Raw genomic sequence first — 20,349 nt, 5'->3', positions numbered from 1 at the left:
AAACCGCCCGCACCCTCATCACCCGCCACAACACCACCACCACCCCCACCACCACACCCGCACCCACCACCACACCCGCACCACCACGCAGCTGAGACGACTCCCGGGGCCGCGGCACCGCCGCGGCCCCTGCGGCCCGTCACGGTCCGCACGGCGCCACGGTCCGCGCGGCACCCCCGCGGCCGCGGCGCCGCGGCGGTTCCTGCCGCAGTGCCGGCCCGCGCGACGCCACTCCGGTCCCGCGGGGGTATCGCTAGGGTCGCCGCGGCACTGCTACGGTCCCCAGCACACCGCTGCCGGTCTCCGCGCCGTCACGGTCCGCGCGGCGCCGCCGCGGTCCCTGTGACACCGCCATGCCCCTCGCGTCACCACAACCGCCGGTATCGCCACGGCCCCTGCGGTACCGTCACGGCCCTGCGTCATCGTCACGGCCCCCGTGCCGTCGTCACGGTCCCTGCGTCACCGCCACGGCCCGCGCGGTACCGCCGCGGTCCCCACGCCGCCGCCATGCTCTCTGTGGTGCCGCCGCGGGGCTCTCTTCTCGGGAGGAAACATGATCCATCCCAGTCGGTTCCCGGCCATCGACCTGCCGGACGTCGACGTGGTGTCCTACGTCCTGGAGCACGCGCGTGCGCACGGCGGCCGTCCGGCGCTCGTCGACTCCGTGACCGGGAGCACGCTGAGCTACGGCGAACTCGCCGATCTGGTCGAGTCGGTGGCGGCGGGTCTGCTGCACAGCGGGATCCGGCCCGGTGACGTGGTGGCCGTGCACGCGCCCAACTGTCTGCTGTACCCGGTGATCTGCCTCGCCGCGCTGCGCGCGGGTGCCGTGGTCACCCCCGTCAACGCGCTCGCCACCGGCGCCGAGCTGACCGCCCACCTCGCCGGCAGCGGGGCGCGCGCCGTGGTCAGCGCCGCCGCGCTGGTGCCGCTCGCCCTCGCCGCGCGTGCGGCCGGCGCCGTCGACGAGGTCTTCGTCGTGGAGAAGGAAGCGGGGGACACCTCGGGGCTGCGGGACATCGCCGACTTGAGCACCGCCGCTCACGGTGTCCGGCTGCCGCCGTGCGCCGTGGACCCGGCCGCCGACGTGGCCCTGCTGCCCTACTCCAGCGGCACCTCCGCCGCACCCAAGGGCGTGCTGCTCACCCACGCCAACCTGACCGCGAACATCGCCCAGATGAACCACGCGATGCGCGTCGGTCCCGACCACCGGGTCCTGGCGGTGCTGCCGTTCTTCCACGCCTACGGCTTCACCACCCTGATCGGCCTCAGCCTGCGCGGCGGTGCCACGCTGGTCATCGTCCCCCGCTTCCGCTTCGAGACGTTCCTGGACACGCTCGCCGAGCACCGCGTCACACACGCCCTGATCGCCCCGCCCATCGCCGTCGCGCTGCTCAAGCACCCGTCGGCCGGACCCGCCGCGTTCCCGACGGTACGTCAGTTCCTCAGCTCGGCCGCCCCGTTGAAGAGCGAGGTGGCCGCCGAGGTGCAGCGGCGCACCGGTGTCCCGGTGGTGCAGGCCTACGGCATGACGGAGATGTCACCGGGCATCACCGTGCCGCCCGACGGCGAGACCCCGCCGCCCGGCTCCGTGGGCCGGCTGCTGCCGATGACCGAGCTGCGGGTGGTCTCCGTGACCGACGGGCGGCTCCTGCCCGCAGGCGAGGAAGGCGAGCTGTGGGTGCGCGGCCCCCAGCTGATGAAGGGCTACGCGTCCGGCGCCGGCGGCCCGCAGGAGCAGTCGAGGGCCGTGGACGCCGAGGGGTGGCTGCGCACCGGGGACGTGGGCCTGATCGACGCGGACGGCTGGATCCAGCTGCGCGACCGGGTCAAGGACCTCATCAAGTACAAGGGCTACCAGATAGCCCCCGGCGAGCTGGAGGGCTGCCTCCTCGGCCATCCGCTGGTCGCCGACGCGGGCGTGGCCGGCGCCGTGGACGAGTACGGCGAGGAGTACCCGGCGGCCTACGTCGTCCTCGCCCCGGACGCGGCACAGCACGCGCCCGGGGCGGTGGAGGAGGAGTTGATCCAGTACGTCGCCGCGCGCGTGGCGCCGTACAAGAAGGTCCGCACCGTGCGGATCGTGGAGGCGATCCCGCGCTCCGCCGCGGGGAAGGTGCTGCGCCGTGAGCTGGCCGGGCTTTCCCCCCGGCGCACCGGGCAGCCGGCACGGCAGAACTGAGCAAAGGACATGAGCGTGGAATTCGGAGTGGTGACCTTCCCCGTCTACGACGGGATCGCGGTCACGGAACTGGCCCGCATGACGGAGGACCTGGGGTTCGAGTCGCTGTTCTTCACCGAACACACCCACATCCCCGCGTCACGCGAGTCGCCCTCCCCGACCGGTGGCGAACTGCCCTCGCGCTACTACCGCAACCTGGACCCGTTCATCGCGCTGACCGCGGCCGCCTCGGTCACCGAACGGATCCTGCTGGGCACCGGCATCTGCCTGGTCAACCAGCGCGACCCGATCATCCTGGCCAAGGAGACCGCGAGCCTGGACCAGCTCGCGCGCGGCCGCCTGGTCCTCGGTGTCGGAGCGGGCTGGAACGCCGAGGAGATGCGCAACCACGGCGTCGACCCCGCCACCCGGTTCGAGCGGATGGGCGAGCACGTCCGCGCGGTCAAAGCGATCTGGACCCAGGACGAGGCGACCTTCCACGGCACCCACGTCTCCTTCGACCGCATCTGGTCCTGGCCCAAGCCCGCCCGCCGGCCCCACCCGCCGGTCCTCGTCGGCGGCAACGGCCGGCACGTGCTGCGCCGCGTGGTGGAGTACGGCGACGGCTGGTTCCCGCTCGCCACCCACCTCGGCCAGCTCACCCGCCAGGCCGAGGAACTGCGCGCGCTCGCCCGCGCGGCCGGCCGCGGCCCGCTGCCCATCACCCTGTACGGCGGACTGCGCACCCCCGAGGAGATCCCCGACTACGCGGCGGCCGGCGTCACCCGCATCCTGATCCCCGTCACCGCCGGCCCCACCCAGCAGGTACGGGACCAGCTCGAGCAGACCGCCCGGATGCTGGACGGCCTGCTGCACTGACACGGCCCGCACACCGCAACACCCCGAGGCCCGTCCGCCGAACCGGCGGACGGGCCTGTGCACGTGCCGGCGAGCGTCGAACAGGTGCGTGTACTTAGGTCCAATTTCCTGGGCGCCGACGAGATGGTTCACTCGACCGAGGCGTCTAAGGAAGGTTGCGAGCAATGAAGCCGAAAGAGAAAACAGTTTTTCTCTTCCCCGGGCAAGGTGCTTTCGACGGCGCCGCATTGCGGCTCGCTCACGCCCGGCACCCCCAGGTGGAACACGTCCTCAAAGAAGTGGACACCGTCGCCGAGGAACTCTTCGGCCAGCGCATATCCGAGCTGCTGCTCGAAGGAGAGATCCTCGACGCGGCGACGATCCTGCGCCACCCCGCCTGGGTCTCCCAGCTCGCCATCTACGCGAGCGACATGGCCGCGTTCAGCGTGCTCGACGCCCACGGCGTACGGGCCGACGCGCACGTCGGCCACAGCCTCGGCGAGATCGCCGCCCTGGTGGCCGCCGGCGCGTTCAGCGTCGCCGACGGCGCGCGGATCACCGCCGAGCGGGCCCGCGTCATCATGGAGGCCGGACTCGGCGCGGGCCGCATGGCGGCGCTCGCCCTGCCCGCCGACCAGGTACGCAAGATCATCGACCTGGTCGGAGACGAACTGCTCGCCGTGGCCAGCGAGAACCACCCGGCCCAGACCGTGATCAGCGGACCGGCCCGCGCCCTGGAACGCGTCGTCGGCATCGCCGGGCACATCGACGCCGGCGCGGTCGAACTCAACTCGCCGTTCCCGTTCCACAACCCCGTCCTCGAACCGCTCGTGCCGCTCTTCGCACAGCGCATCGCCCCTCTCGTCCAGCGCCCCCTCGACGTGCCCGTGTACTCGCCGATCCTCCAGCGTCTCTACACGGATTCCGATGTGCTCACGGAATGCCTTTCCCGTCATTTCGTGCTGCCGGTCAACTTCGCCGGAGCCATACGGCAACTGCACGCCGAAGAGTTCCGCGTATTCATCGAGTCCGGTGCCCTCGGCGCCCTCGGAAAGCTCGTTCTGCGCAATGTTCCCCGTTCCGAAGCGACCGTCCGGTCCTCATTCGCCCTCGATGCGAAGGGCGAACTGGCCCTGGACGCGCTCCTCACCGGATTGGAAGGCATCACCGTGCCCACCGTGGAAGAATTCTGGGAGGCTTTCGGGTCCCGCCTGGTCGAACTGGTCCGCGCCGAGCTGACCGGCGAGCCGTCCGCGCCCGGCCCCGTGTCGAGTCCCGCACCGGCCGCCGCGCCCGCCGCGCCCGCCGCGCCCGCCGCCTCGGCTATCCCGCCCTACGACGAGGTCGCCTCCGTGGTGCGCACCACCTACGCCGAGGCCCTGGAGTACCCGGAGGAGGTCTTCACCGAGGACGTGCTCCTGGAGGCCGAACTCGGCGTCGATTCCGTCAAGCAGGTCGAACTGCTCGCCCGCGTCACCAAGCACTACGGGCTGCCGCCGCGCGAGGCCGGATTCCGGCTCGCCTCGTACGACACGTTCGGCAAGGTCGTCTCCCTCGTCCACGCCAACCTCAGGGGCGAGACCGCCCTCGCCGGCTGAACCCCCGGACCGGTGCGCGCTGTGACCAGCGGACAGGCAACAGCCATAAGGAGTGAGCGATCCATGCAACAGCTCAAGGGCAAGCTGGCGCTGGTCACCGGAGGGGCCAGGAACGTCGGACGCGCCGTGGCCCGGGAACTCGCCCTGCGGGGCGCCCACGTCCTGGTGAACTACTTCCACTCCCACGAGGAGGCCGGCGCCCTGCGCGACGAACTGCGCGCACTGGGCGCCGAGGTGGACCTCATACGGGGTTCGGTGGCCCGCCAGGACCAGGTGGACCGGATGTTCGCGCAGATCGACGAACAGTTCGGGTACCTGGACATCCTGGTCAACAACGCGGCCAACGGAGCGCTGGTCCCGCTCGACGAGATCACCGACGCCCACCTCGACAAGGCGATCGACACCAACTACAAGGGGTCCCTGCGCTGCGCCCGCGCCGCCGCCCCGCTGATGGCACGGCGCGGCGGCGGGTCCATCATCCAGCTGTCCGCGCTGGGCAGTTCCCAGATGGTCATGGCCAACTACCTCGCGTGCGCCCCCGCCAAGGCCGCCGCGGAGGCCACCACCCGTTATCTCGCGGTGGAGTTCGCGCCCCTGGGCATCCGCGTGAACACGGCGTCGGCGGCGATGCTCACCAGTGAGGTGGCGGACCAGTTCCCGCACGCCGCCGAGATGCAGCGCACCATACGCGAGGCCACTCCGTTCGGCCGGCTCGGCCGCCCGGAGGAGTTCGCCGCCGTGGTGGCCTTCCTCGCCTCCGACGACGCGAGCTGGATCACGGGCCAGGTGGTGCTCGCGGACGGCGGACTGAGCCTGGGCGCGGCCCTGATGTCACCGCGGCCCCCGGCCGGACAGCCGGCGGCGCACGGGCAGGACACCGCCGCCGACGGCCCCGCCACCGGCGAGCCGGCCACCACCACCGCGGCAGCCGCCGAACCGCCGGCCGACACCCCGGCGCCCGTTCCGGCGCCCAGCCCTGCATCCGGCTCCACGCCCGCCGCGGCATCCGGCCTTGCTGCCGTTCCGGCGCCTGCGCTCGCACACGTTCCGGCACCCGCCCCGGCATCCGGGTCCGCGCCCGTTCCGGCACCCAGCCCCGCGGCCGTCCAGGCATCCGCGCCGGCACCGGACCCGCGCCCCGTGCCCGATGTCACGCCCGTCGCCGTGCCGGACAGCGCCTCCGCCCTCGTGGCGGACATCGAGCCCGACGACATCGCCGTCGTCGGCATGGGCCTGGCCGTCGCCGGTGCCAACAGCCCCAGCGAGTTCTGGGAACTGCGCACCCAGGGCGCCGAACTCTTCATCCCGGTACCGCAGGACCGCTGGGAACGGGCCACGTTCCACTCCCCGGACACCGCCGCCGAGGACAAGTCGTACCAGGACACCTGTGTGTTCATCACGGACTTCGAGCCGGTGCGCGGGTCCGTCGACACGATGGGCGACGCCGGTGACCACGAGCTGACCACCACCTGGCTGCGGCACAGCCTCGTACAGGCGCTCGACGGTGTGCACCGGTCCGGCGACGCCCGGTACGCCTTCCTCGTTGGCTACACCCCCGACGGCAGCCAGCACCTGGAGGAGGCCGGGGTACTCGCCGGCATCGACGACCGGGCCCGCGAGACCGCCGAGGAGCTCGGGCTGAGCGCCCAGGAACGCGAGCGGCTGCTCGGCACCGTGCACGACACCCTGGCCCGGCGCTACTGGCGCGGCGCCCAGGACCCGGCCCGTTTCCTCCCGCACCGCGTGGGCCAGCTGGCGATGGACGGCATCCTGCCCAAGGACACCGAACTGCAGATGGTGGACACCGCCTGCTCGTCGTCCCTGTACGCCGTCGACATCGGCGTCAAGGGGCTGCAGACCGGCAAGCACGACATCGCCGTGTGCGGCGGCGCCTTCGCCCTCGCCCCGCGCGGCACCGTCCTGTTCTCCAAGCTGCAGGGCCTGTCCAAGCGCGGCGCCGTGCACTCCCTGGACGCCAAGGCCGACGGCGTGATCTTCGCGGACGGCGCGGGTGTCGTCGTACTGAAGCGGCTGCGCGACGCCCGCCGTGACGGCGACCGCGTCCTGGGCGTCCTGAAGGAGTTCGGCGCCTCCTCCGACGGCAAGGGCAAGGCGATCTACGCCCCCAACTCCGCCGGCCAGGACCTGGCGGTGCGGGCCGCGCTCGACGGCGACGTCAGCGCCCGCGATGTCGACTGGATCATCGCGCACGCCACCGGCACCCCGGCCGGCGACCTCGCCGAGTTCACCACGCTGCGCGCCCACTTCGGCCAGGACCGCACCGGGTACGTCACCTCGAACAAGTCCCTGATCGGGCACACCGGCTGGGCGGCCGGCGTGGTCTCCGTGATCGAGGCGCTGCTGGCGATGGAGCACGAGACGATCCCGCGCCAGTTCCGCTACTCCTCGCCGCAGCCCGACTTCGCCCTGGACACCACGCGCCTGGAGATACCGAAGGAGCCGGTGCCCTGGCCCGCCGGATCCGAGCGTCCGCGCACCGCCGCGGTCTCCGGCTTCGGCTTCGGCGGCACCAACGCCCATCTGATCGTGCAGGAGGACCGCCCGGACCGGCCCGCCCCGCGCAAGGCGCCCGCCCCGGCCGCCGCGCAGCGCATCGCCGTCGTGGCCTGGTCCGCGCACGTGCCCGGCCTCGACCGGGACGGGGTCAGCGACTGGGTCACCGGCGGCACCGGCCGGCCTCAGGACAGCTTCGGCGCGACGTATCCGCCGCCGCCGTTCCAGAAGGTGCGGATGCCCCCGGCGACCGTACGCACCATCGACCGCTGCCAGTTGATGATCCTGGAGTGCGCCCACGACCTGCGCGGCCGGCTCACCGGCTTCTGGGACGCGAACACCACGTCGGCCGGGGTCTTCGTCGGCAACATGGGCCCGACCCGCGCCGCCATGCTCTTCGCCAACCGCTGCTTCCTCGACGACATCGACAAGACGCTGACCGCGGACCCCGCCACCGCCGGCCTGCCCGGCCTGGACGCGCTCCTGGCGGGCGTGCGGGAACGGGTGCGGGGCCAGATCCCGGCCTCCAACGAGGACTCGTTCCCCGGCATGATGCCGAACATCATCTCGGCGCGCGTCGCCAACCACTTCGACCTCAAGGGCCCCAACATCACGCTCGACGCGGGCCCGGCCTCCGCCCTCGCCGCGATCGAGACCGCCTGCCGCTACCTGCGCACGGGCGAGCTGCGGTTCGCGCTCGCGGGCGGCATCAACGGCAACTCGCTGCCCGAGTACGACACCCTGCTCGACGGGGTGTGCGGGCGCGGCCCGGGCCGGCCGCCGCTGGCCGAGGGTTCCTTCCTGTTCACCCTCACCACGGAGGAGACGGCGCGGGCGGCCGGCCTGGACATCCTGGGCTACGTCGACGAGCTGAGCGTCGGCGGAGAACCGCCGCGTGGCGCCGAACGCATCGACGTCATGCCGGACGCCGCCGGCCCGGGGCGCGCCCACTACCTGGGCGCGGCGGGTGCCCTCGCCGTCCTGGAGGCGCTGCACCGCCCCGCCGGCCGGGTGACCGTCACCTGCGCCCCGGACCCCGGCCTCCCCGCCACCCACCTCACGCTCACCGTCACCGGCGCGCTCGCCCCCGACCCCGCCGGCCCCGCGAACTCCGCGGTCGCAGCCAACCCGGCGCCCCCGGTCCCGGCCACCCCGGCGCCTCCGGCGGAACCTGCGGCCCCCGCGACCTCCGCCGCCTCCGCGACCTCCGCCAACTCCGCGCCTGCCGCCGCACCCGCGTCCCCCGGCCCGGACAGTGGCCCCGAGGCATCCGTCGTCCGGTACGTCCCGCGGCTGACCGAGCTCGCCGACACCACCGGCACCGTGGACCGCGTCCCGTTCCTGCCGCCGGGCGTCGTCGTCCTCACCGACCTGCCGGACCTCGGCGCCAGCCTGCGCCACCTGCCCGAGGACGCCACCGTCCTGTCCACCGCGCCGATCGACCTCACCAAGCCGGGCTGGCACCACCTGCCGAAGGTGACCGAAGAGACCGTGCGGGCCGCGCTCGCCGAGCACCGGGGGCCCGTCCGGCACCTGCGCGTCGTCACCGACCTCGCACGCACCGCGCCCGTGCCCGCGTCGCTGGAGGAAGGGGCCGCCTCCCTCCTCGCCCTGCACGACGCGGCGTACCTGACGCTGCAGCACGCCTACGACGACCTGTCCGCGGCCGGCTCCTCCTTCATCACGCTGCTGACCGGCGCCCTCGACAACGGCGTGCCGCACCCCTTCACCGGCCTGTTCACCGGCCTCGTCAAGTGCGCCCACCTGGAGCTGGCGAACTGCCTCGCCTTCGCGCTGAGCACCGACGCGCGCGGTGTGCGCGGCGCCGCCCTGGCCGCCGAGCGGGAATCCACCGCGACCCGTCTGCTGCCCGCCGTCTTCCTGGACGGGAACCGGCGCCTCGGCTACACCCTCGCCCCGGCGGCCCCCGAGCCCGCCGGCCCGGGCCTGCCCGGTCAGGACGCCGTGGTACTCGCAGTCGGCGGGGCCCGCGGCATCACCGCCGAGGTCGTCAAGGCCCTCGCCGCCCGCTACCGGCCACGGATCTACCTGATCGGCAGCAACCCGCTGGACAGCTACCCGGCCCAGGTCTTCGAGGGCGACGACGAGGCGTTCGCCGCCACCCGGCAGACCTACATACGCAAGCAGCTCGTCGGCGGCGCCGGCCGCAGCGTCGCGCAGATCAACCGGGACTTCGACCGGATGACCGATGCCCGCGCCGCCCGCGCCAACATCCGCGCCATGCAGGAGCACTGCGGCGCCGACCGGGTCACCTATCTCGCCTGCGACGTCCAGGACGCCGACGCCGTACAGGCCGCCGTCGACCGCGTCCTGTCCGAACAGCCCGGCGGAGTCGACCTGTTGATCAACGCGGCGGGCCGCCAGCGCTCCGCGCTCATCAAGGACAAGTCGTTCGCCGAATTCACCTCCATCCGCGACCTGAAGGTGCGCAGCTACCGCAACCTGCGGCGGGCCTTCGCCGGACGTCCGCCGCGCAGCTGGTGCAACTTCGGCTCGCTGCTAGGCTACTTCGGGCAGCTCGGCGAGCCCGACTACGCCGCCGGCAACGACTTCCTCGCCTCGGCCGCGACCTGGGCCCACGCCACGCGCGGCGACGGGGAGTTCACCATCGGCTGGACCCTGTGGGACGGCGTCGGCATGGGCGCGAACGAGCTGACGAAGGCCTACTTCAAACGGGCCGGCTCCTACAGCCACATGCCGGTCGCCGAAGGTGTCGACCACTTCGTGCGGGAGCTGCGGACCGCGCGTACCGCGCCGTCGGTGGTGCACATCGGCGAGGCCGAACAGGCCACCGTCGAACGGTTCTACCCGGGCTATCTCACCGCCGCGCCGCCCGCCGGCGACGGCTGGTCCTACCTGCGCAAGAAGGTGTCCTCGGCCCCCGGCGAGGCCGTCCACGAGTGCGTCTTCGACCTGACCGCCGACAGCTACCTCCGCCACCACCAGGTGCGCGGCGTTCCCACCCTGCCGGGCACGTTCGTCACCGAACTCGCCGCCCAGGCGGCCCGGGAACTGGTGCCGGGCCTGAAGGTCGTCGCCTTCGAGGACCTGGTGTTCCACCACTTCCTGCGGGTGTACGAGACCACGCCGTCCGCCCCGAAGCGGATCGCGGCGAAGGTCGAGACCCGCACTCCCGAGCTGACCACGGTGACGGTCCGTATCACCACCGACGTGCGCTCGCCCGGCGGCGTGCTGCTCGCAGAGGACCGCCCGCACTTCACCGCCCGGGTGCTGCTGGCCGCCGAGCACAGTCCGGCACCGCGCTGGGACGCCTGGGACCCGGCGGGGGAGCAGCCGATCACCGACCCCTACCACGTGCCGGCCTCACCGGTGTCGCTGACCGGACCGTTCGTCTCGACCCGCGACACCCGCCTCAACCCGCTGGGCAAGCGGGCCACGTACCACCTCGACCTCCGCCCGGACGACCCCGCGTTCAGCCGCTTCACGGCCCCCTCGATCCTCCTGGACGGCCTGGCCCGCACCGGCGTCCTGCACCTCGTCGACGGCCGGCTCATCCCGATCGCCGCCCCGCTGTCCATCCGCCGCATCGACCTGTACGAGACCGGCAACGATCTGCAACTGACCGAGCGCTACGGCGAGCTGGACCTCTACGCGACGCCGCCCGCGTTCGACATGACCCAGCCGGCCCCCGACAACCGCTTCGTCGCGGTGGCTCCCGGCGGCCGGGTCGTCCTGCAGATGAAGGACGTCAGCGCCACCGTCATCGGCTATGTCGACGCCGTCACCGGCGCCCTGCACACCCCGGACAAACAGCCGGTGCCCGACCCGGACCCGCGCCGCGACCCGGTGGGAGCGAACGGCCGATGACACCCAAGAAGGAGACCCCCTTGTCGAGCACCGAGGCCGGCACCGGCACGGCCGCGCCGCAGCAGAGCCGCCGGCAGGCACCCGGGCCCGAGGGCAGCGTCCTGTTCGGCGCCCTCAGCAGCTTCAAGAAGGACACCCTCAAGCTGCTGGTGGAACTGCAACGGCAGTTCGGCGGCATCGCCCGGATGAAGATGGGCCCCTACCTGGTCCACCAGATCACCCAGCCGGAACACGTCAAGCACGTCTTGCAGGACAACGCCCGCAACTATGTGCGCGGCCGCTTCTACCGCGGCTTCAACCTGTTCTTCGGCCGGGGCATGCTCACCACCGACGGCCCCGAATGGCGCACCCGCCGCTCCGTCACCCAGCCCTTCTTCAACCGGACCCGGCTGCGGGAGGGCGCGGGCACCATCACCGACACCGTCGAGGAACTGCTCACCCGCTGGGACGAGGCCGCCGCCGAAGGCAAGGACGTCGACATCACCGACGACATGATGTGGCTGGCGATGGGCGTGCTCGGCCGCCTGCTCTACGGCGTCGACCTGCGCGACTACGCCGACCGCCTGATGCCCGCGGTGCGCTTCTCGCTCAAGGCGATGATCCTCACCGGTGAGGTCAAGCAGATGCTGCCGCGCTGGGTGCCGACCCGCTACCAGCGCCAGCTCAAACACCACCAGAGCGTCCTCAACGGCGTCATGGACGAGATCATCGACCTGCACCGGGCCGGCGGCGGCAGCCCCGACAGCGTCGTCACCGCCCTCCTGAACGCCACCCACGCGGTCACCGGCAAGCCGTTCACCCAGACACAGATCAGGGCCGAACTCAAGACGCTCTTCCTCGCCGGTCACGAGACCACCGGCTGCGCCCTGACCTGGACGCTGTACGCCGTCGCCCAGCACGAGAACGTCCGGGCCCGCCTCGACGAGGAACTGCGGCAGGTCCTCGACGGGCGCACCCCGACCGCGGCCGACCTGCCCAGCCTGCCCTACCTGCGGCAGGTGGTGGACGAGTCGCTGCGGATGTACCCGCCGATCTGGCTCTTCCCCCGGGACGCCGTCGAGGACGACGAGATCGGCGGCTACCACGTGCCGGCCGGCACCACCGTCCTCGTCCCCGTCTACGCGGCCCACCACAACGCCGCGGTCTGGGAGAACCCGGAGGCCTTCGACCCGCAGCGGTTCTGCCCCGCCCACCAGCAGAAAACAGCGACGGCCGGGACCGGGGCGACGACGGCCGGGACCGTGACCGGGGCCCGCGCCGCGGGCCGGGACCGCTACGACTACTTCCCCTTCGGCGGCGGCGCCCGCAAGTGCATCGGCATGGACCTGGCCCTCCTGGAGATCCAGCTCGCCGTCGCCATGATCACCCAGCGGTTCCGGCTCCACCTGGTCTCAGGGCACCCCGTCACCCCGGGCGCACTGGTCTCGCTGCGCCCCCTGCCCGAGGTACTGATGCAGATCAAGCCCACGGGCCGGGAAGCGGTCCGGACATGACCGCAGGCCCCGCACCGACCATCCACCCCGCAACACCGGCCGGGACGGGGCCCGCGGTGGCCCCGGTACGCCGCATGCGCTGGCGGCTCGCACCCCAGCCCGCGCTGCCCGAACACACCGCGCCGGCCATCGCCGGCGCCCGTATCGCGGTGCTCGGCGGCACGCCGCGGCTCGCCGCGCGTGTCGCCGCGCGGCTGCGCGAACACGGCGCCCACGTCCTCGTGGACCCCGGACACGGCACGGACTGGCAGATCGCCGGCGGGCTGCCCGACGGGCTCGTCGACCTCACCCTCGCCGAACCCTTCGACCCGGCCCGCACCGGTGCCCACGCACCGGCCCTGCTGCGCACCCTCGCCGCCCTGCGCACCTGTTACGCGCCCTGGGCGGGCGAGACCGCCACCCGCAGGCTCTTCTACCTGGCCGTCACCTACCTCGGCGGCGGCATGGGCTTCGCACCCGAGGACCACACCGGGGGCAGCGGCTCGCAGCCGCTCGGCGGCATCTGGGCGGGCCTCGCCAAGACCCTGCACCGGGAGATCCCCAACTGCAACACCCGCGTCCTGGACACCTCGCTCGACGACAGCGACCTGCTGCCCGACCGGATCTGCCGCGAGCTGTACCGGTGGGGCCTGTTCGAAGTCGGCCACCGCGACGGGCAGCGGCTCACCCTGCGCGCCGAGGCGCAGGACGCCGGGCCGCCCCTGGTCCCGCTCGGCCCCGAGGACCTGGTCCTGGTCTCCGGCGGCGGGCGCGGCATCGGCTGGCGCATCGCCACGGCGCTGGCCCGCACGCACGGCTGCCGCGTAGTGGTCACCGGACGCGGCCCGCTGCCCGACCCGGCGGCCAAGCCCTGGCTGACCGCGCCGGACCAGGACTTCGCCGCCCACGAGCGCGGGCTGTGGGACCTGCGCGCCGAAGGCCGGCCGATCACCGAGATCCGCGCGGCCATCGCCACCGCACGCCGCGAACGCGATCTGCTCGCCCACCTCGCCGCGGCGCACCGCGACGGCCTGCCGATCACCTACGCCACCTGCGACTTCACCGACCCCGACGCGGTCGGCCGGCTGCTCGCCCAGCTCGACGGGCCGCCGACCGCCGTCATCCACAACGCCGGCGTCGACACCCCCGCGCGGTTCCCCAAGAAGACCGACGAGGAGTTCCTGCGCACCGTCGCCACCAAGACCGACGGCTTCCTGCACCTGTTCCAGCGGGTACGCGCGCTGCCGCTGAAGTTCTTCTGCGCGGTCGGCTCCCTCACCGGCCGGCTCGGCGGCATGGTCGGACAGCTCGACTACGGCGCCGCCAACGAAGGACTCGCCCGGCTCGCCCTGTGGGCCGACCAGGTGGCGCCGTTCCCGGTGATGACCCTGTGCTGGCCGACCTGGGACCGGGTCGGCATGGTCGCCAACTTCGAGGCGACGCTACGCTACATGAGCGCCCTCGACGTCGACGAGGGGCTGCGCCTGTGGCTGGCCGAGCTGACCGCGGGCACACGGGGGGAGGTCACCTACGTCGGCCCGTTCGGCAAGGCGCTCGGCCCGCTCCAGGCGGTCGGCTACCCCGCCAGCGAGGACCTGCCCGGCTACCGCGGCCTCGCCCCGGCCATCTTCCACCTCGGTGAGGTGAGCACCCACGCACCGCACCGCGGCCTGACCGCCGGGGTCACCCTCACCACCGCCTACGCCCCCGCCCTCACCGACTTCGAGGTCGACGGCGCCCCCGCGCTGCCCGTCTCGCTGCTCCTGGAGAACGCCCTGTGGTCGGCGGTCTGGCTGCCGCCCGAGGACCTCGCCCCCCTCGTCCCCGACCGCATCGAGGACATCCGGATACACCCCGAGGCGCTCCGCCTCGACGCCGGCACGGCCCCCTTGGAGCGCACCGCGCACGCCCGGTACACCGACGGCGACTGGCACGTCGACATCGTCTACCGCACCGGTGCCGCACCGCCCCGCGAGGCGGCCCGCCTGCGCGTCGTACACCGGCCGGCCCACGCGCCGCCCACCACCGCGCCCGCACAGCCGGCCGGTGTGCCGCGCCCGGCCCAGGGCGCCGCGCACCGGCTGCGCTGGCGCGGCCGGGTACTGCCCGTCGTCCCCTGGCAGGACGCCGGCCCCGGCCGGGTCCTCGCCCACCTCACCGAGGCAGCGGCCAACGACCTCTGGATGCTGCCGCGCTGGCCCGAACAGAGCCTGCCGCTGACGGCACTGGAGAACGTGCTGCACCGCACGTGGGCCACCGACCCCGACGGCCCGGCCGAGCTGCACATCCAGCGCCTCTCCCTGCTGCGCCCGCCCGGCACGGCCCGGCTGTCGGGCGCCCGCCTGGTGGTCGAAGGAGACCCCCGGCGCGGCGACTGGCTCGTGTCCGAACAGGCGTCGGGCGCGCCCGTCCTGCGCGTACACGCACTCCGCTACCCAGGAGACGCACGATGACCGTTCAGCTCACCGATTCCACCGACCGCGGCAACGAACTGTCCATGATGGGTGTCTACACGCCCCGCTACATCGTGGACCCCTACCCGCTCTACCGGCGCGTCCGGGAGGCCGGCCCCGTCCTGTGGGACCCGACGATGGGCGACGAGGGCGCATGGATGGTCACCGGCTACGAGCCCGCGCTCACCGCGCTGCGCGACCCGGTCTTCTCGGCCCGCAGACCCCAGTGGGACCCCGCCACCCACGCCCCCGAACAGGCGTCCCCGCTGCGCGCCCTGTACTCGCAGGTGTTCGTCACCGACGCCCCGGACCACAAGCGGCTGCGCAAACTGATGATGAAGCCGTTCCTGCCGCGCGCCGTGGAGGCGATGCGCGGCGAGATCGAGCGCGGCGCGAGCGCTCTGCTGGACGCGGCGCTGCCGGGCGGCGAGATGGACTTCATGCAGGACTACGCGATGGCGCTGCCCTCCGCCGTGGTCTGCTCGGTCCTCGGCGTACCCGTCGAGGACCGCGAGCGCTTCTGGAAGCGGATCCTCAGCTGGGGCCTGCTCGTCGACGAGGGGCCGCTGAGCAAGGAGCACCCCGACTACCACCTGGCGAGCATCGCCAAATACATGGACTACTTCCGCGAGCAACTGCGCCGCCGCGAGGGCGAGCGCACCGACGACCTGATGCAGACCCTCGCCGACGCCTGGGCGCAAGGGGAGTTCGACAGCGAGGAGGAACTGCTCGGCAACCTCATCTTCATGCTGACGGCCGGCCAGACGACCACCGCGCACCAGATCGGCAACAGCGTCCTCGCCCTGCTCGACCACCCGGACGTGCTGGCCCGGCTCGCCGCCGACCCCTCCCTCGTGCCGTACGCCACCCCCGAACTCATGCGGTACGACAGCTCCGTCCAGCTCACCAAGCGCCGCCCCGTGCGCGATGTGGAGCTCGGCGGGCAGACCGTCCGGGCGGGTGAGGAGATCTACGTGTGGATGGGCGCCGCGCACCGCGACCCGGAGGTCTTCCCCGACCCCGACCGGCTCGACGTGGACCGGCCCCGCAGCCAGAACCTCGCGCTCGGCCACGGCGCCCACTACTGCCTCGGCGGCCAGCTCGGCCAGCTGATCAACGAGGTGGCCGTGGAGCAGTTCGTGCGGCGGGTGCACGACCCGGAGGTGGACCGCTCCGGGATCCACCGCACGGAGACGCCCACGTTCCGCGGCCCGCACTCCATGCCCATGACGTTCACGCGCTAGCCCCCGGCGAGAGGAACCCCGATCATGCCCCAGACCCCCCAGCCGCTGCCGCCGTTCCCCGACACACCACAGCCGCTGCCCGACTTCCCCGGCTACACCACCCTGGACAAGGAGGTGCGCATCGACCGGCTCCCGGTCGAGGGCGCGCTGCCCGAGTGGCTCAGCGGCACCCTGATCCGCAACGGCCCCGCCAAGTTCGAGGTGGGCGACTACCGGCTGACGCACTGGTTCAACGGCATCGGCATGCTGCACGCCTACTCCTTCGGCGAGGGCCAGGTCTCCTACGCCAACAAGTACCTGCGCACCACGGCCTACGACCTGGCGGTCAACAAGGGCCAGCTCTACGGCAAGCAGTTCGGCATCGACCCGTGCCAGGAACTGTTCGGCCGGCACTTCGCCGCCTACTCGCCGAACATCTCCGACAACACCAACGTGAACCTGACCCGCCTCGCCAACCGCTTCTTCGCGTTCAACGAGCAGCCCCTGTACACGGAGTTCGACCCGCGCACCCTCGACACGATCGGCGAGCTGACCTTCGAGGACCAGATCGCCGGCGAGCTGTCCACACCGCACCCGCACTACGACTTCGAGCGCCGGGCCCTGCTCAACTACACGACGGCGATGCGAGAGAAGACCGTCTACAACGTCTACTACACCCCCGAGGACACCCAGCGGCAGACCCGCCTGGCCACCATCGAGACCGGCGAGGACCCGCGCTACATGCACAGCTTCGCCGCCACCGAGAACTACGTGGTGCTGGTGGAGATCCCGGTCGTCATCGACCGCGAGCGGTTCCTGGAACCCGGCAATCCGTTCCTGGAGTGCTTCAGCTGGCAGCCCGAACGCGGCACCCGCTTCCTCGTCGTCGACAAGCGCGAGGGCCGGGTGACGCGGACCTTCGAGGGCCCGGCGTTCTTCGCCTTCCACCACATCAACGCGAGCGAGACGGGCAGCGACCTGCTCATCGACATCGCCGTCACCGAGACCCCGTACGAGAGCGTGCTGGGCCTGGCGCCCTCGCCGGACCAGTTCGACCTCCAGGCCTACGGCTACGCGGCCCGCCGGTTCACCCTGCCGCTGGGCGGCACGTCAAAGACGGCACGCGTGGTGGACCTGACCGACGCCGGCGTGGAGATGCCGCGCATCAACTACCGCGCGCACAACGGCAAGGCGTACCGCTACGCCTACGGCCTCGGCCACTCCCCGCGCAGCCTGCGGGCGATGAACCGGCTGCTGAAGCTGGACGTCGTGGCAGGCACCCACAAGGCCTGGTACGAGAAGGGCAGCTTCCCCAGCGAGGCCGTGTTCGTGGGCCGGCCCGGCGCCACCGCGGAGGACGACGGCGTCGTGCTCTCCGGAGTCCTGGACGCCAAGACCGGCACGTCGTTCCTGCTCGTCCTGGACGCCGCCTCCTTCGAGGAGCTGGGACGGGCCCGCGTGCCCCACCACATCCCGAACGACTTCCACGGCGTCTTCTTCAGCGACCTGCCCCGCCTGAGCGGTTGAGCCGGACGGGCGGACGGCGAACCGTCCCGCCCGGCCGGCCCGGCCCGCGGTCAGGGAGTCCAGGCGCGGTGCAGGAAACGCATCGTGCCCACCGATATCCCGCCGTCCGCGTACAGGGTCTGCCCGGTGACGTAGCGGGCCTCGTCCGAGCCGAGGAAGGCGATCACGCCGGCGATGTCCTCGGCCTCACCGAGCCGGCCGAGCGGCAGGTGCCCGCCGCGCCGCGCCCGCTCGGCGGCGTCGGGCCCGTACAGGTTCGCCGCCCCGTCGGTGTAGATCAGACCGGGACCGACCGCGTTCACCCGGATTCCCGCGTCCGCGTACTCGGCGGCGGCCTGTTCGGTGAGGGCGACGATCGCGGCCTTGGCGGCCGGATAGATGCCGGAGTTCGCACGGGCCGTCCGCGCGAGAAAAGAGGTGACATTCACGATGGCGCCGCCACCGCTCCGGGCGATGACGGGAGCGAACGCCTGGGTGCAGATCAGATTTCCCAGCACATTCGTGTCGAGCACCCTGCGGTAATGCTCGACATCGATCTCGGAAAGCGTACTGAACGTCCAGACCCCGGCATTGTTCACCAGCAGGTCGAGCCGGTCGAGTCCGTCGGCCACCGCCCGTACGGCGGCGGAATCCCGCACGTCGCACACGGCGGCCGTACCCCCGGTCCGGTCCGCCGTCTCCTTCGCACTGGCATCGACGTCCAGGCAGACGACCCGGTATCCGCGCGTGGCGAGCAGCACGGCGGTGGCCCGCCCGATGCCGCGGCCCGCACCCGTGACCAGGGCGGTGGGCGCGGGAACTGCGTTGGTCATGGAATCTCCTCCGGCTTTTCGGGGTGGGAATTCTGCGGGCAGCGTACGCGCCGTCACCTGAAATGCACAAGGTATGAGTGAAAGCTGTGTCATCCGTAATTTCCGCAACGAAGAATCGGTCAGCAATACCAAACGGAATGAGGAACGGAAATGACGGCAGTCGAGCAGTCGGCCGTGGACCGGCTCGCCCCGGCCATCAGCCCTGAGCCGCGCCGCATGCTCATCGGCGGCGCGTGGGTCGACGCCCTGGACGGCGCCACCTTCGACTCGGTGGACCCGGCGACCGAGCGGGTGATCGCCCGGGTGCCCCGGGCCGGTGCCGCGGACGTGGACCGGGCCGTGCGCGCGGCCCGCGCCGCCTTCGAGCCGGGCTCGCCCTGGCGCACCATGTCGCCGTCGCAGCGCGGCCGTCTCATCCACCGCATCGGCGACCTCGTCCTGGAACACGCCGAGGAGCTGGCGCTCATCGAGTCGGTCGACAACGGCAAGCCGCTGACCTACGCGTCGTTCGCGGACATCCCGATGACGGCCGACCTGTTCCACTACATGTCCGGCTGGGCCACCAAGATCGAGGGCAACACCATCCCGTTCTCGTCGGCGGCGCCGGGCAGCTTCCTGTCGTACACGCAGCGCGAACCGGTCGGCGTGGTCGGCCAGATCATCCCGTGGAACTTCCCGGTGATGATGGCGGCCTGGAAGCTGGCGCCGGTCCTCGCCACCGGGTGCACCGTGGTCCTCAAGCCGGCCGAGCAGACACCGCTGGGCGCGCTGCGCCTGGGCGAGCTGATCCAGGAGGCGGGAATCCCGGACGGTGTCGTCAACATCGTGACCGGCTTCGGTGACGCAGGCGCCGCCCTCACCGCCCACCCCGACGTCGACAAGGTCGCCTTCACGGGCTCCACCGAGGTCGGCAAGGAGATCGTGCGCGCCAGCGCGGGCAACCTGAAGAAGCTCACCCTCGAACTCGGCGGGAAGTCACCCGACATCATCTACGCCGACGCCGACCTGGAGCGGGCCGTGGCCGGGGCGGCCGGTGCGATCTTCTTCAACCAGGGCGAGTCCTGCATGGCCGGCTCCCGGCTCTATGTGCAGCGGCCGGTCCTGGAGGACGTCGTCCAGGGACTGGTGGCCGAGGCCGAGAAGATCAAGGTCGGCGTGGGCACCGACCCGGCGACGCAGATGGGCCCGCTGGTCTCGCGGGAGCAGTTCGACCGTGTGATGGGGTACGTGGAGTCCGGCACCGCCGAGGGCGCGGTGCTGCGCACCGGCGGCCGGCGGATCGGCGACACCGGGCACTTCCTCGCGCCGACCATCTTCAGCGGTGTCACCCCGTCCATGAAGGTCGTGTCCGAGGAGATCTTCGGGCCGGTCCTGACCGTGCTGCCCTTCGACGAGCTGGCCGACATCGTCGCCGTCGAGCGCGACAACGTCTACGGCCTGGCCGCCGGGGTCTTCTCGCGGGACGTGGGCACCGCGTTCCGCACGGCCAACGCGATGCGGGCGGGCACGGTCTTCGTCAACACGTGGAACACGCTCGACGCGGCGCTGCCCTTCGGCGGCTACAAGCAGTCCGGCTGGGGCCGCGAGATGGGCCACGCGGTGCTGGAGAACTACCTGGAGACCAAGACGGTCATCGCCGATCTGTCCTGACACCGGCCGGCGGCGCCGGCGGGCGGACAGGACGGCGCCGGCGGCCGGTCCACGGGAACCGGCCGCCGGCGCCCTCATCCGCCGTCGTGCGTCAGGGCGGGGCGCCGCGGGGGGGGGCGCCCCCCGCCCCCCCCCCCCGCCCCCGCCCCCCCCCCCCCCCCCGGGGGGGCCGCTCCAGTGGTGCGGACGCCCGAGCCCCCCCAGGACCAAACACACCTCCCCGCCCCCCCCC

General features: G+C 72.5%; 10 protein-coding genes. 9 read left to right on the top strand and 1 reads right to left on the bottom strand.

Annotated elements, in window-relative coordinates; all coding sequences use genetic code 11:
• The first annotated feature begins 553 nt into the window (after positions 1 to 553).
• The 8 genes from ACH4OA_RS29150 to ACH4OA_RS29115 all read left to right on the top strand — a co-directional run bounded on the left by ACH4OA_RS29150 (position 554) and on the right by ACH4OA_RS29115 (position 17,655).
• On the top strand, positions 554 to 2,182 hold the full coding sequence (locus tag ACH4OA_RS29150; RefSeq protein WP_397948415.1) for an AMP-binding protein: 1,629 nt from the start codon (positions 554 to 556) through the stop codon (positions 2,180 to 2,182).
• 9 nt (positions 2,183 to 2,191) lie between these two features.
• Positions 2,192 to 3,040: an LLM class F420-dependent oxidoreductase gene (locus ACH4OA_RS29145; RefSeq protein ID WP_397940132.1), complete on the top strand. Its 849-nt coding sequence runs from the start codon at positions 2,192 to 2,194 to the stop codon at positions 3,038 to 3,040.
• 164 nt (positions 3,041 to 3,204) lie between these two features.
• Positions 3,205 to 4,617, top strand: a complete 1,413-nt coding sequence (locus ACH4OA_RS29140) for an acyltransferase domain-containing protein (protein ID WP_397948417.1) — start codon at positions 3,205 to 3,207, stop codon at positions 4,615 to 4,617.
• Positions 4,618 to 4,680: 63 nt separating this feature from the next.
• A complete protein-coding gene (locus ACH4OA_RS29135; protein WP_397972089.1) occupies positions 4,681 to 10,980 on the top strand; it encodes an SDR family oxidoreductase in 6,300 nt (2,099 codons plus the stop codon).
• 20 nt (positions 10,981 to 11,000) lie between these two features.
• Positions 11,001 to 12,473, top strand: a complete 1,473-nt coding sequence (locus tag ACH4OA_RS29130) for a cytochrome P450 (protein WP_397940127.1) — start codon at positions 11,001 to 11,003, stop codon at positions 12,471 to 12,473.
• Entirely contained in the window at positions 12,470 to 14,905 is a 2,436-nt protein-coding gene (locus tag ACH4OA_RS29125) for a KR domain-containing protein (protein WP_397972087.1), read from the top strand. Before ACH4OA_RS29130 ends, ACH4OA_RS29125 begins: the two co-directional genes overlap by 4 nt.
• Entirely contained in the window at positions 14,902 to 16,149 is a 1,248-nt protein-coding gene (locus ACH4OA_RS29120; RefSeq protein ID WP_397940124.1) for a cytochrome P450, read from the top strand. Before ACH4OA_RS29125 ends, ACH4OA_RS29120 begins: the two co-directional genes overlap by 4 nt.
• Before the next feature lie 24 nt (positions 16,150 to 16,173).
• Positions 16,174 to 17,655, top strand: a complete 1,482-nt coding sequence (locus ACH4OA_RS29115) for a carotenoid oxygenase family protein (protein WP_397972085.1) — start codon at positions 16,174 to 16,176, stop codon at positions 17,653 to 17,655.
• A 50-nt stretch (positions 17,656 to 17,705) separates the two neighbouring features.
• On the opposite strand, the gene ACH4OA_RS29110 is transcribed toward ACH4OA_RS29115, so the two are convergent.
• Entirely contained in the window at positions 17,706 to 18,467 is a 762-nt protein-coding gene (locus ACH4OA_RS29110; RefSeq protein WP_365880856.1) for an SDR family oxidoreductase, read from the bottom strand.
• 150 nt (positions 18,468 to 18,617) lie between these two features.
• Here ACH4OA_RS29110 and ACH4OA_RS29105 point away from each other — a divergent pair, with 150 nt between their 5' ends.
• Complete coding sequence (locus ACH4OA_RS29105) at positions 18,618 to 20,117, top strand: aldehyde dehydrogenase family protein (RefSeq protein ID WP_365880854.1); 1,500 nt, start codon at positions 18,618 to 18,620, stop codon at positions 20,115 to 20,117.
• The last annotated feature ends 232 nt before the right edge of the window (positions 20,118 to 20,349 follow it).

It is taken from the genome of Streptomyces sp. NPDC017095, from assembly GCF_044332325.1.
GTDB lineage: Bacteria > Actinomycetota > Actinomycetes > Streptomycetales > Streptomycetaceae > Streptomyces.
The sequence above is the reverse complement of the archived record's forward strand: the minus strand, read 5'-3'. Positions and strand labels throughout refer to the sequence as shown.